Annotated in this window: 11 protein-coding genes; 2 read left to right on the plus strand and 9 right to left on the minus strand. The window is 64.3% G+C overall.

The window, feature by feature from the left end; genetic code table 11:
- Positions 1-284 precede the first annotated feature (284 nt).
- From GXP34_02030 to GXP34_02050, 5 genes are all read right to left on the minus strand, one after another.
- Positions 285-1,346 carry a 3-isopropylmalate dehydrogenase gene (locus tag GXP34_02030; protein NOY54743.1) on the minus strand — a complete coding sequence of 354 codons (1,062 nt, stop codon included), beginning with the start codon at positions 1,344-1,346 and terminating at the stop codon, positions 285-287.
- Positions 1,347-1,386: 40 nt separating this feature from the next.
- On the minus strand, positions 1,387-2,898 hold the full coding sequence (locus GXP34_02035) for a 2-isopropylmalate synthase (GenBank protein NOY54744.1): 1,512 nt from the start codon (positions 2,896-2,898) through the stop codon (positions 1,387-1,389).
- A gap of 164 nt (positions 2,899-3,062) precedes the next feature.
- The gene (gene ilvC, locus GXP34_02040) at positions 3,063-4,070 is read right to left on the minus strand and encodes a ketol-acid reductoisomerase (protein ID NOY54745.1); all 1,008 of its coding nucleotides are present in this window, start codon (positions 4,068-4,070) and stop codon (positions 3,063-3,065) included.
- An 8-nt stretch (positions 4,071-4,078) separates the two neighbouring features.
- The gene (gene ilvN / locus GXP34_02045; GenBank protein ID NOY54746.1) at positions 4,079-4,588 is read right to left on the minus strand and encodes an acetolactate synthase small subunit; all 510 of its coding nucleotides are present in this window, start codon (positions 4,586-4,588) and stop codon (positions 4,079-4,081) included.
- Between the two features lie 8 nt (positions 4,589-4,596).
- Entirely contained in the window at positions 4,597-6,339 is a 1,743-nt protein-coding gene (locus tag GXP34_02050) for an acetolactate synthase large subunit (protein NOY54747.1), read from the minus strand.
- Between the two features lie 235 nt (positions 6,340-6,574).
- On the opposite strand from GXP34_02050, the gene ilvD reads away from it, so the two are divergent.
- Positions 6,575-8,242 carry a dihydroxy-acid dehydratase gene (gene ilvD, locus GXP34_02055; GenBank protein NOY54748.1) on the plus strand — a complete coding sequence of 556 codons (1,668 nt, stop codon included), beginning with the start codon at positions 6,575-6,577 and terminating at the stop codon, positions 8,240-8,242.
- Positions 8,243-8,299: 57 nt separating this feature from the next.
- Here the strand turns inward: ilvD and leuD are convergent, their stop codons facing one another.
- Both leuD and leuC read right to left on the minus strand, forming a co-directional pair.
- The gene (gene leuD, locus GXP34_02060; protein ID NOY54749.1) at positions 8,300-8,920 is read right to left on the minus strand and encodes a 3-isopropylmalate dehydratase small subunit; all 621 of its coding nucleotides are present in this window, start codon (positions 8,918-8,920) and stop codon (positions 8,300-8,302) included.
- Complete coding sequence (gene leuC, locus GXP34_02065) at positions 8,920-10,326, minus strand: 3-isopropylmalate dehydratase large subunit (protein ID NOY54750.1); 1,407 nt, start codon at positions 10,324-10,326, stop codon at positions 8,920-8,922. Before leuC ends, leuD begins: the two co-directional genes overlap by 1 nt.
- A gap of 598 nt (positions 10,327-10,924) precedes the next feature.
- Here leuC and GXP34_02070 point away from each other — a divergent pair.
- Positions 10,925-11,023 (plus strand): hypothetical protein, encoded by a 99-nt coding sequence (locus GXP34_02070; protein ID NOY54751.1) that lies wholly within the window; start codon positions 10,925-10,927, stop codon positions 11,021-11,023.
- A 240-nt stretch (positions 11,024-11,263) separates the two neighbouring features.
- Here the strand turns inward: GXP34_02070 and GXP34_02075 are convergent, their stop codons facing one another.
- Both GXP34_02075 and GXP34_02080 read right to left on the minus strand, forming a co-directional pair.
- A complete protein-coding gene (locus GXP34_02075) occupies positions 11,264-12,193 on the minus strand; it encodes a spore gernimation protein (protein NOY54752.1) in 930 nt (309 codons plus the stop codon).
- A gap of 127 nt (positions 12,194-12,320) precedes the next feature.
- Complete coding sequence (locus tag GXP34_02080) at positions 12,321-13,898, minus strand: hypothetical protein (protein NOY54753.1); 1,578 nt, start codon at positions 13,896-13,898, stop codon at positions 12,321-12,323.
- Between the last annotated feature and the right edge of the window lie 684 nt (positions 13,899-14,582).

Genomic DNA, 14,582 nt, shown 5'->3' on the forward strand with positions numbered 1-14,582 from the left:
CGGACATAGGTTCGTCATCTCATCCAGTCGGCGAACGGCGGGCCCACGACGCTCGACAACCTGGCGACGCTCTGCGATCACGGCATCGTCTCATCCAGGAGGGCGACTGGAGGATCGACCGTCGCCCCTCAGGGCACCTTCGGTTTACCTACAGCGACGGGGCGACCTTGACACCCGGACTGCACAGTTTGCGAAGCGACGTGCGGCGAAGACTCCTCTGCCCTGTCATCTCGGGGCAACCCGAACTCGTCGATACGGGATGGCAGCCGACCGATCGACCGCACTCAGTCGGTCGCCACCCTCGCCGCGATACGGTCGCCGATCTGTGCCGTCGTGGCGCCCATCTCGGGTCCGCTCATCGACCCAAGCTCGGACAGGACCGTACTCGCCGCCGATTCGACCGCACGGGCGGCATCGGTCTCACCCAAGGATGCCAGGCACATGGCGGCCGAGAGGACCGATGCGACCGGGTTCGCCCAACCTCTCCCGGCGATGTCCGGCGCCGAGCCATGAACCGGTTCGAACATCGACGGGTGATCGCCGGGAGGGTTGAGATTGCCGCTGGCAGCCAATCCCATCCCACCCTGGACGGCGGCCCCCAGGTCGGTGATGATGTCACCGAACAGGTTGTCGGTCACGACCACGTCGAACCGCTCCGGCTCCGTCACCAGGTAGAGGCACATGGCATCGACGTGGACGTAGTCGAGCGTCACCTCCGGGAAGTCTGCCGAAACCTCCTCCGCCGTTCTGGTCCACAGGTCGCCGGCGTAGACGAGGACATTGGTTTTGTGACACAACGTCAGTCTTCCCTCGCGTCGCTCCGCCTCGGAGAACGCGTAGCGGACCACCCGTTCGACACCCCGGCGAGTGTTGATCGACTCTTGGGTTGCCACCTCGCCGGAGGTTCCCCTTCGCAGCGTCCCTCCCGCACCCACATAGAGCCCTTCGGTGTTCTCCCTGACCACCACGAGGTCGCAGCGGTCCGGAGTCAGGTCGGCGATCGGTGAAGGAACCCCCGGATACAGCTTCACGGGACGCAGGTTGATGTACAGGTCGAAGTCGAATCGGAGTCGTAGCAGCAGGCCCCTCTCGAGCACGCCGGGAGGAACATCGGGGCTACCGACCGCGCCCAGCAGGATGGCGTCGTGGTCGTCGAGCTCCGCCTCGATCGAGTCGGGGAGGACCTCTCCTGTCGCACGGTAGAGGGCGCTTCCCAGGTCGTACTCGGTGGTCTCGACGGCGAACGAGAATCGTTCCGCCGCCACCGAGAGGACTTTCAGTGCCTCGGCGGTGACCTCAGGTCCGATCCCGTCGCCTCCGATCACCGCGATTCGATGTTTGGCCATGCTGTACCTTCCACGCAGGGATGAACGAGTGTACCGATGCTCAAACCTGCCAGGATGCCTTGTCGAGTGCCGATACGAACGCCTCCGCGGAGCCTTCGACCACGTCGGTGGAGACACTTCGTCCCGAGTAGGCACCGTCCCCGACCCTGACCACGACATTCACCTCTGCCATGGCGTCCGCCCCGGAGGTCACAGGGACGACGCGGTAGTCGACGAGCGTCGCATCGAGATCGAACGCCTGGCGAATCGCGGCGAAAGCCGCGTGCACCATGCCGTCCCCCTCGCCGGTGAACTCTTTCTCGGCTCCGTTCATCTTCAACCGCACCACTGCCCGAGGTGTGACCTCGTTGCCTCCGGCTACGTGGAGCCCGACAAGCTTCGTGGACTGCATCGGCTGGTGGACCTCATCCTCGATGATCGCCCGGATCTCGTCCTCGGTGATGTGGATCTTGCGGTCGGCGAGTTGCTTGAACCGCTCGAACGCCTTGCCGAACGCCTCGTCCTCCAGAGTGATCCCCATCTTGGTGAGCGTGTCGGCGAAGCCGGCCCTCCCCGAGTGCTTCCCCAGGATGATCTGGCCGCCCTCCTGGCCGACGGAGGCGGCGTCCATGATCTCGTAGGTGAGACGGTCCCGCAGGACGCCGTGCTGGTGGATGCCCGCCTCGTGTGCGAAGGCGTTGCGTCCCACGACCGCCTTGTTGTACTGGACCGGGTAGCCGGTGAGTCGCGAGACCAGCCGGGAGGTCTCGAAGATCTGGGTGCTGTCGGCTCCGACCGTGACGTTGAAGCGGTCGGATCGGGTCCGCACCGCCATGATCACCTCTTCGATCGAGGTGTTGCCTGCACGTTCGCCTATGCCGTTGATGGCCCCTTCGATCTGGCGGGCTCCGGCGGAGATCGCCGCCAGCGAGTTGGCCACGGCCAGCCCCAGGTCGTTGTGGCAATGGACCGAGATGATCACGTCGTCGTGGTCGTCTCGGACTTCCGCGTACACCCGGCGGATGAGCTCCGCAAAATCGGTGGGCAGCGCATAGCCGACGGTGTCGGGAATGTTGATGGTGGTTGCGCCTGCTGCGACCGCTGCCTTGCACACGGCGATCAGGAAGTCGGGGTCGGTTCGGGTGGCATCTTGTGGGCTGAACTCGACGTCATCACAGTAGCTCCGGGCTCTCTCCACACCCTCGGCCGACGCGGCGAGCACCTCGTCGGGCGTCATGCGCAGCATCTTCTCCATGTGTACCTGCGAGGTGGACATGAAGACGTGGATGCGGGCCTGGTCGGCGCCACGGAGCGCATCCCAGGCCTGGTCGATGTCGTCCGGGTGAGCCCGCGCCAGGCTGGCGATGACCGGTCCCCGTACGCTCTCGGCGATACGGGAGACGGCTTCGAAGTCGCCAGGGGAGGACGCTGCGAAGCCGGCCTCGATCACGTCGATGCGCAGCTTCGCGAGCTGCTGGGCGATGGCTACTTTCTCATCTGGGGAAAGGGCGATCCCTGGTGCCTGTTCCCCGTCACGCAGGGTGGTGTCGAAGAGGATCAAACGGTCGGACATGGCAAACTCCTTGGCTCTCTCGTTGCCGGTGACTTCCGGCGCGGGACGTCGGCAGGCGGTGGCCTGCCTACCGGAGGGGCCGGGTCAGCCGATGAGGCTGCCCGGCCTGGGAAGCACGAGAAGCCTCCAACGGGGGAGTCGAGCCGTTTCAGCGCCCTGCACGTTCACTCCGGAGGCTGCTTGGGGTCGAGGAAGGGCATCATCTGGCGAAGGCTGCGTCCCACCTGCTCGATGAGGTGGTCGCGATCCTGGACACGACGCTCCAGGAGGAACGGGGCTCCGGCCCGGGCCTGGGACATCCACTCTTTGGCGAAGGCGCCCGACTGGATCTCTTCCAGCACGTCCTTCATCGCCGCTCTCGTCTGGTCGGTGACGATGCGAGGGCCACGCGTGTAGTCCCCATACTCCGCGGTGTCGGAAACGCTGTATCGCATCCACGAGAGGCCGCCCTCGAAGAGAAGATCGACGATCAACTTGAGTTCGTGGAGGGTCTCGAAGTAGGCGGATTCGGGTTGATACCCGGCCTCGACCAGAGTTTCGAACGACGCCTTGATCAGGGACGAGACGCCCCCGCACAGAATCACCTGCTCTCCAAACAGGTCTGTCTCCGTCTCCTCCTTGAAGGTCGTCTCCAGAACCCCGGCCCTGGTCCCGCCGATTCCCCAGGCGTACGAGAGGCCCAGATCGTGGGCGCCTCCGGTGGCATCCTGGTGAACGGCCAGGAGGCAGGGGACGCCCGAACTCTCCGTGTAGGTGCGGCGAACCAGATGTCCTGGGCTCTTGGGCGCCACCATCACCACGTCGACCTCTTCGGGGGGATGGATGAACCCGAAGTGGATGTTGAAACCGTGCGCGAACATCAGGGCGTCGCCCGGTTTCAGATAGGGCGCCACCTCGGCGGCGTACAGGTCGGCCATCAACTGATCGGGCACCAGCAGCATGACGACGTCCGCCCAGGCGGCGGCGTCAGGGACGTTCATTACCTGCAGCCCGGCTTCTTCGGCCTGCGCCCGGCTGCTCGAGTCGGGGCGGAGGCCGACGACGACATCGACGCCGGCTTCGTGCAGGTTCAGCGCATGGGCGTGCCCCTGGCTTCCGTAGCCGATCACCGCCACCTTTCGGCCCCTGATGATCGACGGGTCGCTGTCTTTGTCGTAGTAGATGGTGGCCATGTTCCCTCTCAGCCGATCGCGCGCAAGCTTGCGCTGTTGTTCTTCACTTCTCGGGCCATCGCTATCCGTCCGGATGTTACGAGGTCGGTGATTCCGTAGGGGCGGACCAGGTTCAGGAAGTCTCTGAGCTTGGTCGAATCACCCGTGACCTGAAAGGCGATCGTCGCGGGGCCGACATCGACGGCTATCGCCTTGAAGATCGCAGCCACCTCCAATACCTCGCCTCGGCGGCTGGAAGGAGCGCTGACGCGCACGATCATGATCTCGCGCTCGAGGGACTGCTCAGGGTCCAGTTCTGCGATCTTCACCACGTTGATCAGCTTGTGCAGCTGCTTCTTCACCTGTTCCAGTTCCGGAGCTTCGACAACGATCGTCATGAGCGCCGTGCCATCGTCTCTGGCGGGTCCGACGGCCAGCGAGTGGATGTTGAACCCGCGGCGGGCCAGCAACAGCGATACCCGCGCCAACACTCCTGGCCGATCCTCGACCAGCACCGACAACGTGTGTTGTATCTGCATGGAATTGCTCACGGTTGCATGTCCAATCTCGGGATACCGTTCGGGTCTTGCTTGACGATCGTGTCCGGACCGATCATCACCTCGTCGTTCGTCCCTCCGGCACGCACCATCGGGAACACCATTTCGTCCGGATCGACGACGAACTCGACCACCACCGGCCGATCGTCGATCGCCAGCGACTTCTCGATGACCGGGGCGACTTCCTCGGGTGTTTGGGCACGCAGCCCCACACAGCCCATCCCCTCCACCAGCTGGACGTAGTCGACCTTGTCGCCGAGCAGAGTGGCCGAGAAACGCCCGGAGTAGAAGAGCTCCTGCCACTGTTTCACCATCCCGTGGGCGCCGTTGTTCATGATGGCGATCTTCACGGGGATCTGCTCCGTGGCGGCGGTGATCAGTTCCTGAAGCGTCATTTGGAAGCAGCCGTCGCCGTCGATGGCATACACGAGTTCGTCGGGCATGCCTGCTTTGGCGCCGACGGCGGCCGGAACCGCAAACCCCATGGTGCCCAGCCCTCCCGAGTTGATCCACCGGCGCGGCTCGTCGAACTTCCAGAACTGGGATGCCCACATCTGGTGCTGTCCGACTCCCGAGACCAGGATGGCATCGCCTCCGGTCAACCGGTAGAGCTCCTCGATCACGTACTGGGGCTTGATCGGTCCGTCCGGCTGCTGGTCGTAGTGCAGCGGGTACTCGCGTCGCCAGCCGTCCAGGACCGTCAACCAGGATGTCCGATCGGGGACCTCTCGGTCGCCCCATTCGTCGAGCAGCTGACCCAGCACCCGCCGGGCGTCTCCGACGATCGGGACGTCCGCCTTGCGAACCTTGCCGATCTCGGCAGGATCGATATCTGCGTGGATCACCTTGGCGTGGGGAGCGAACGAAGCCGGGTCGCCGGTGACACGATCGTCGAACCTGACACCGATCGCGATCAACAGGTCGGCTTTCTGAATGGCGGTGGTCGCCGTGTAGGTTCCGTGCATGCCCGACATCCCGAGGGCGAGCGGATGGTGGTCCGGGAAGGCGCCACGCCCCATCAGGGTCGTCACGACCGGAAGGTTGGCCGCCTCGGCCAGCCGGCGCACCTCCTCGTGGGCGCCTGCCTTGATGATCCCGCCGCCGACGTACAGCACCGGGCGCGTGGCCGAAGCGATCAGCGACACGGCTTCCTTCGCCTTGCGGTAGTGCCCTTCCGATTTTGGCTTGTAGCCCGGCAGGTGTATCTCCTGAGGCGTGTGGTTTGTGGTCAGACCGGCCAGCACATCTTTGGGGATGTCGATCAGGACCGGGCCCGGCCGTCCGGTGGCCGCGATGTGGAACGCCTCATGGACCGCGTCGGCGATATCGTCCGGGTTGGTCACAAAGTAGTTGTGCTTGGTGGCGGACATCGTGATACCGACCGTGTAGGCCTCCTGGAAGGCATCGTTGCCCACCGAGCGGGTGGCGACCTGACCAGTGATCGCGACCAGCGGAACCGAGTCGATCAGGGCGTCGGCGAGCGGTGTGACCAGGTTCGTGGCACCCGGGCCCGAAGTGGCGATGCATACCCCGACCTTGCCGGTGGCCCAGGCGTAACCCTCGGCCATGTGGCCGGCACCCTGCTCGTGGCGGGCGAGGATGTGGCGGATCGGGCTGTCGTAGAGCGGGTCGTAGGCGGGGAGGATCGCACCGCCGGGGACGCCGAACACAATGTCTACACCTTCCGACTCGAGGGAGGTGATAAGGACTTCGGCTCCGGTTCTCTTGGTCAAGGTTCGGCCCTTTCAGTGACTGGGCGGGCAGGGCGCCAGGGTGGTCGGGGTGCAAGAAACCCTCCGTTGCGGGAGGGTTGGGGAACGCACACACCGGGCTTGGGGCGTGTGCGTTACATAAGTACGAGAATGTAGTTGTGATTCATTGCCGTAAGGAACATACGCGTCGGTGTCGACATTGTCAACCACAGACCTCATGTCGCCCGCTGTGACTTCGACGCGTATGATCTCCGCCATGGCACGCAAGATCCACTCCCAAGACGTCACCGAGGGTTCCTCCAAGGCAGGCGCCCGGGCCATGCTCCGGGCGGTCGGCCTCACCGATGAGGACTTCACCAAGCCGCAGATCGGGTTGGTGTCGGCCGGAAACGAGGTTACGCCGTGCAATCTCAGCGGGCCACGCCTCTCCAAGCGCGCCAAGGAGGGTGTGCGCGACCGGGGAGGAGTCGGCCTGGTGTTCGCCACCATCGCCGTGTCCGACGGGATCGCCATGGGCCACGAGGGGATGCGTGCCTCCCTCGTGTCCCGGGAAGTGATCGCCGACTCGGTCGAGCTGGTCATGCACGCCGAACGTTTCGACGGCATGGTCACCATCGCCGGCTGCGACAAGTCGCTTCCCGGGATGCTGATGGCGGCCGCCCGAACCAACCTGCCGAGCGTCTTCCTCTACGGAGGGTCGAGCCTGCCGGGACGCTGGCGGGGAAAGGACATCTCGATCGTCGACGTGTTCGAGGGGATCGGCGCGTTTTCGGAAGGGACCCTCACCAAAGAGGAACTGCTCGACATCGAGCGTCACGCCTGCCCAGGGGAGGGCTCCTGCGCGGGAATGTTCACAGCCAACACGATGGCCTCGGTCGGTGAGGCGATCGGCATGTCGTTGCCCGGCTCGGCGGCGGTCCCCGCCCCTGATCCACGTCTCGACGAGTTCGCCGTGGCTTCGGGCAAGGCGGTGATGGCGCTGCTCGAGGCGGACATCCGACCTCGACAGATCATGACCCGACCGGCGTTCGAAAACGCCATCACCACCGTGATGGCCTTGGGTGGTTCCACCAACGCCGTACTCCACCTGCTGGCCATCGCCCATGAGGCCGGAGTCGACCTGACGCTCGAGGACTTCGATCGTATCTCGCGCCGGACACCCCACATCGGCGATCTCAAACCCTTTGGGCGTTACCACATGGTCGACCTGGACCGGATCGGCGGGGTGCCGGTGGTTCTCAAGGTGCTGCTCGACGCCGGGCTGCTGGAGGGTGACGTTTTGACCGTGACCGGTGCGACCATGGCCGAGAACCTGGCCGGTGTCGAGGTTCCAGACGGCCAGGACGTGCTGGCTCCGGTGGATCGTCCGTTGGCCGCCGAAGGGGGCATCGCCGTGTTGCGCGGCTCGCTCGCCCCCGGTGGAGCGGTCGTCAAGGTCGCCGGAGTGGAACTCGATTCGTTCGAAGGCCCTGCCCGGGTGTTCGATGGAGAGCAGGGGGCCCTCGATGCCCTGTTCAAACATCGGATTCTGCACGGAGACGTTGTCGTCATCCGCACCGAAGGGCCCAAGGGAGGGCCCGGGATGCGCGAGATGTTGCAGATCACGGCGGGGATCAAAGGTGCAGGGTTGGGCAAGGATGTGCTCCTCATCACCGATGGTCGTTTCTCCGGTGGCACGACCGGGCTGTGTGTCGGGCATGTTGCTCCCGAATCCGAGGTGGGTGGGCCGCTGGCGCTGGTCGAGGAAAACGACCGTATCCGGGTCGACCTTCCCGGTCGCACACTCGATCTTCTGGTGGATGAGGAAACGCTGGCCCGGCGGCGGGTGCTCTGGAAGCCCCATGCGCCTCGGTATCCCTCCGGGGCACTGGCCAAGTATGCAAAGCTGGTGGGTTCTGCCGAACAGGGCGCCGTCACCGGCTGACGCACCACGACCGGGGGGCCCCGACGTCGAAGAGGCCGCGAACCCGGAGGCGGCTGGTCACAGACGGGGCATGAATGCGGGTCGGCCGTGCTCGAACGCATCGATATCGCTGCTGTGGCGCAGCGTGATGTCGATATCGTCGAGACCGTTCAGGAGGCGGTATTTGATGAACGGGTCGATCTCGAAGTGTGCCTTGAACGATCCCTGTTCGTGGGGCGTTGCGACGCCGATCGTCTGACCGGCGAGGTCGATCGTCGCCTCGAGCGAGGGGTCGGCCTCGGCAAGGTCTATCAGCCGGTGTGTCTCGTCCTCGGAGAGTTGGACAGGGAGCAGACCGATCTTGGTGCAGTTGTTGTAGAAGATGTCGGCAAAGGAAGGTGCCACGATCGCCTGGAAACCCCAGTCCATCAGTCCCCAGGGTGCGTGCTCGCGCGACGAGCCGGATCCGAAATTCGCCCCTGTCAGCAAGATGCGGGCGTCTCGATACTCTGGACGGTTGATGACGAACTCGGGGTCGAGCTCACCGTCCGGTCTGCGCCGCCAGTCATGGAAGAGGAACTCTCCGTAGCCGGTGCGCTCCACTCTCTTCAAGAACTCCTTCGGCATGATCTGGTCGGTGTCGACGTTGACCCGTGGCAGTGGCAGCATCGTGCCGACGATGCGGTCGATCGGTTCCATCACGTGCCCTCCCAGGTTCGGATGTCGACGAAATGACCTTCGATGGCGGCAGCGGCGGCCATCGCCGGGCTGACCAGGTGGGTTCGTCCTCCTCGTCCCTGGCGTCCCTCGAAGTTGCGGTTCGACGTGGATGCGCAGCGTTCACCGGGGGAGAGGGTGTCGGGATTCATCCCGAGGCACATCGAACAGCCGGCATCCCGCCACTCGAACCCGGCGGCTTTGAACACGCGATCGAGACCCTCGTCCTCTGCCTGGAGCTTCACCAGCCCGGAGCCCGGCACGATCATCGCCGACACGTCTGCATGCACCTTCCGACCGTCGACGAGGCGCGCCACGTCGCGCAGGTCTTCCATCCGTGCGTTGGTACACGATCCGATGAAGACCCGGTCGATGTGAATGTCGGTGAGAGGGGTTCCGGGCTCGAGGCCCATGTATGCAAGCGCCCGACGGATCGACTCCTGTTCGTCCGGGTCGATCGCAGCGTCCGGGGAGGGCACCGTGCTCTGCACCGGAAGGGTGTGTGCCGGGTTCGTGCCCCACGACACGTATGGCTCGAGTTCGGAAGCCGAGATGGCCACCTCGGTGTCGAACACCACTTCGGGGTCCCCGGGGAGTGAACGCCAGTAGTCGAGGGCCTGCTCCCAGGCGGGCCCGGTGGGTGCCTGGGGGCGTCCTTCCAGGTACGTGAACGTGGTGTCGTCGGGGGCAATCATCCCTGCTCGGGCTCCGGCCTCGATAGACATGTTGCAGACCGTCATCCTGCCCTCCATCGAGAGACTCTTGATCGCCTCACCTCGAAACTCGATGACATGTCCGATGCCGCCGTCGACGCCGATCCGGGAGATGATGCCCAGGATGATGTCCTTGGCGGTCACCCCGTAGGGCAATGAGCCGTCGACGGTGATCGCCATCGATCGTGGCTTGACTTGAGGGAGGGTTTGTGTGGCGAGCACATGTTCGACTTCCGACGTGCCGATGCCGAAGGCGAGAGCGCCGAAGGCACCGTGGGTGGCCGTGTGGGAGTCGCCACAGACGATCACCATGCCAGGCTGCGTAACGCCCTGTTCGGGCCCGATCACGTGAACGATGCCCTGGCGTGGGTCGTCCAGCCCGAACAACGTGATTCCGAACTCTTGGCAGTTGGTGATCAACGTTTCGATTTGCCGCTTGGAGAGAGGGTCGCGAATGCCCAGTTCGCGATGGACGGTCGGGACCCCGTGGTCGATGGTGGCCAGGCTCAGGTCGGGTCTGCGTACCGTACGACCTGCCAGGCGAAGGCCGTCGAAGGCCTGCGGGGAGGTGACTTCGTGGAGCAGCTGGAAGTCTACGAAGAGCAGATCGGGCTCACCCGGGGCCGAGCGGACGATGTGTTGGTTCCAAACTTTCTCGAACAAGGATCGTGTCATGTCGATACCGTGGCTCGCGGGTAGACGAGCCGGGAAGGATAGCCGGAGACGGGCGATGTCCTCGTTTCTCACCCGGCCGACGGCTCGAGTGCGCCGTCCCGACGCCTCGATCTCCAGCCGTCGCATCGTTCTGGCGGCCGAGGGTGCCTGCTGCCACGTCTTCGGTCCTCGGCGCGCGACGGCGTGCGTTCGCCCTCCGGCCTTGTTGGTGACATGCACGCCTGCCGGTCCACGCACGGACATCGTCCCCGGGAGACTCTAGGAGCGTGGGTCAGTATCTGCTGGTGAGGTGATCTCATCGGCTGGCTGATCGCTGACGGTGTTGTCTCGGGGGGTGGTGTGGGTTCTCGCGTTTTTGGTTGGGTTCGACGAGAATGCGGGTATGGGAGACAACTGTGGTGGTGAGGCGCTTTTTGAGGTGGATCGCGAGGGTGAGCCTTCGATAGTGAGGGTTGCGGCGGGGAGGTCAGGGGTTCCGTCGTTACGACCCGGGCCAGTCGTTTCTCTTGCCGCCGTCCCTGGATGATTGGCTCCCGCAGGACCATACGGCCCGGTTCATCTCTGAGGTGGTTGATGAGTTGTTGGGAGCTATACCTGAATGTTGTGGATGACGGGGTTCGGAGAGAAGGGCGGCGTACCCTTCCCCTGCGGCTCCGGGCTCAAGTACAAACACTGCCACGGCCTGGCGGGCTGGTAGCACTTGGCGCGGAATCTCGGTCGCATGGGAACGGTTCGAATGGACACCCGCGACTGGTGACATGTGCGTCGTTCCGGCTCATGCCGGATCGTCTCGGCACCGTGCACGGTCGATCACCAAGGGGGTCGTTTCCAGAACCGAGCCGGACTGCCTCCTCCAGGATCGGTATGGCGTCGTCCTACTGAGACGGCTCTGAGCGGCTGGAGACAGGTGTCATGCGTTCGGGCGATGGGTTCTGTGTCACGGGTTCATGCGGTATCCGAAGGGTTGGATCCGCTCATAGATGACACTCCCGTCCTTAGCCGACGGCTCGTAGACGCGAATCTGCAAGGTAGCCGGCATGGGGGGCAGGTCGGAAGCTTCGAAGGTGACGCTGAAACGGCGCCATCCTGGCCCCTTGCCGATCTGCACGGGCACTGCGGCCACCATGTTGCCATCCGAGTCGAGTATCTCGAGTTGGAATACGCCTTCGGCGGCGGTGGCGATCCCGGTGATGGTCACCGGGGGAGGAGCCCAATCGTCGAACGCGGGCGACTCGATGAGGATTCCGGGCAAGAGATCCTCGAAACTCTCCGGGGTCATGGGGACGTGCTCCAACGGCCCCTCGCCGGCGGACACCTCCACCGGGGTACCGTCGAGCTCCAAACGAACACCGGTGATCTCCGGATCGTAGCCGGTGACGGTGTACACCAGCTGCGCCAGTCGCGCTCTCATCGAGACGGTGCCCCCGCCGCCGTCGAATACAGACGACAGGTCCACGGTGGCGACACCGTCGGTCACCTCCACGTCGTTGAGATCCGTGCCTTGCGGTATTGCGGTGGTGATCCCCAGGTCGATCTCGCTGGGTGTGAGCCCGTTCAGCAGGGCCAGCACCGTGTCCTCGAGGCTGGCCTCGTTTCGTGACACCGGGGCCAGGAATGGTCCGGTCCGCGTCGGGCTGCCACCCGAGTCGTGAAGCATGTACACGATCGCGTCGTACGGGCCTGCGAACGGCTCAGTGGTGGTCGAATTGGAGGCGGTCGTGGCGCTGTTGGTCGTGGCGCTCGTCGTGGTGCGCTGAGTCGTGGAAGTGGTCGCGTGATCCACCGTTGTGGTCCTGGCCGCAGTGTCGACAGACCCGCAGGATGCCAACACGAGAGCCAACGCACCAACAAGCGCAACAGCTTTCACGATCGGGTCTCCCACATCAAGGTGCGTCTCCTACCTCTTGAATCGACGACGAGCGACGTGGCGGTGGCGGCAGTCGCTCCCGTCACCGCCCGATCCGCGAGCATAGGCCATCTCCGCACGTTTCCGGTCATGGGCACACGTTCTCGTATCTGTACACGTCGTAGGGGTCTCCCCAACTGGTCGGCACATATCGATAAACAACGCGGTCGTACCTGTTTGCCGTTGTCGACTCACCGATATACATGCCGCTTCCGTACCACATCACGAAGAGGGCGGTGTGACCCGACTTGAGGAAGATGTCCCACGCCTTGAGTTCCCCGGTGACCGGCACGCTGACATCGGCCAGGTTCGATGTGCCGTACTTGTGGGACAGTCCCCATACCCTGCTTACCAGCCCGGAGCAGTCTACCCCCCGAGAGCACGAGTAGCTGCCGCCGCTGGTAATGTCACCGGCTTGCCTGGTCCCCGGACTCATGTATCCGTTGAAGCCACTGACTGTGTCCCAGCCGCCCCAGTCGTATGACACCGACTCGTAGTAGCGGGGCGTGGATAGGTAGCGGGGCGTGGTCCGTCCGGTGCACGATCCATTGATGTTGGTGTCACTCAAGTACTTGTAGTTGTTCCAGTATGGGTGGAACGTGTCGGCCATAGACTGACGCGAGCGACAGCCGGCCAGAGCAGACTCGGTACCAACGGTGTCGGAATCTGTCAACGCGCGGCTCTGCTCCGACAGGATCGGTTCGATATCGTGGGTCAGCCTTAGTCTGACGACATCCAACCGGTCAGATCGTGGCACCAGCGCCAGGATCGCACCGTCTGGTCCGGTGGCAACACCGTTCGGGATGAAGAACAGACGCTCATTCAGCGGAACACGAGCAACACCGAGCGGGGCACCATCCCACCCGAAACGCCGGACCAACTGGTCGACCACAAAGTCACCCTTGACGAGGCCGGCCTCCTCCACGACGAGATCGAACCTGTCCGTGCCCGCGCTGAGGAGAACGGCGCCTCCCCACTTAGCCACGTGAGGGACGTCGACCAACCTGTCGGTGGCGCCTTCGCGAACGGTAACCTCGAAGCCGGCAACTCGGAGGTGACGGCCGTCGATCTCGTAGCCGTCGATCTCATTCGCACCGAGCCGACCGTCGGCGTCGGTCAGCTGAACCAGGGTTGTCCCGCCAGCAAGCTCAAGAACAACCTCGCCCCGTTCGCCGAGCGCGATCCCGCTCAAACCTGAGGGAAGCGAATACACCTTGGGAACATCGTACGTACCAGCGACAGACCCGGTCGAGATATCAACCCGAAGCACCTTCGGGATCCCTGCCGCGATGTCGAGGACGAAAAGCTCCCCGCCGCGTACCTCCAGGTCACCGATGCCGACCACGGTGGCAGGCATGTCGATTGTGTCCAGCAGCACACCTGCTGACGAGTAGCGGAGAACCCGATTCGCGACTGTATCGGCGACCCAGACGTTCCCGTCCTCGCCAACCGCCATGGCGGTCGGCCCCCAGCTCTGCTGTCCGGCACCACCCAACTCGTAGGAGACCCCGGCGTCCCCGATCGGGATCGAGAACAGAGTCTCGTAGTGCTGCTGCCCGGCAGCTCCAGCGCCTGCCGTCAGGCCTGAGCCCATGACGAGCACCACAGCAAGTACACCTACCAAGGCGCGCTTGACGGTGACCCGGGCATTCCTAGAAGTTGTCATAACTTGGGTCCTCCTCACTTCCTCGCTTCGTCTTTGGAACCCTTCGAGTCCGACTCAACGAGCAGCTATCCGCCCGCTCTTTCAACGGCCCTCTCTCGCGGCCGCCTGGCCTACGCCCCTTCCTGCCGGGCTCACAGGGCACTCCTTTCGTGCAACGCTCCAACGGCGTACCTCAATCTTGACGCTCATCTCGACCATCTCTGCGTTTGCGAGCATCTTCCTCCTCTGCGAATTGGGTGCGGTCGTTGTGGCTCTCCCATCCATATGTTCGCGGAAGCGGGGCTTTGGGTTCCCGGACTCCCACCGGTGCCTCGCCTCGGGCCTGTCGACCGGGACCACCAAGGGTGTCGAAGCCGCCAGTGCGACCGGACGCGTCCTCTCAGATGTGTCTTCCGAGTCCGTGCCTTCGGTTCCCACCTGCGTGCGCCCTCGGATCGCCTCGCAACGGCTTCGAGTCTCATGCCACATCGGCTCGGTCGAGGCTCCTCCTAACACTCCTCCTCCTGATGTCGTCACTTGGTTTGTGTCCGGCACTCCCGGAACGTCGCGCACAAATCCCATCCAGTCGAAGTGCACCGCCTCTGGCAGACGGTGGCGACGGTGATCATCGCGTCGCACGACCGGGACGTGATCGGCGCGTGCGATCAGGTGGTGGCGCTGTGAGACGCCTCGCGGGTCTCGTCG

This window comes from Actinomycetota bacterium (assembly GCA_013152275.1).
Lineage (GTDB): Bacteria > Actinomycetota > Acidimicrobiia > Spongiisociales > UBA4744 > BMS3Bbin01.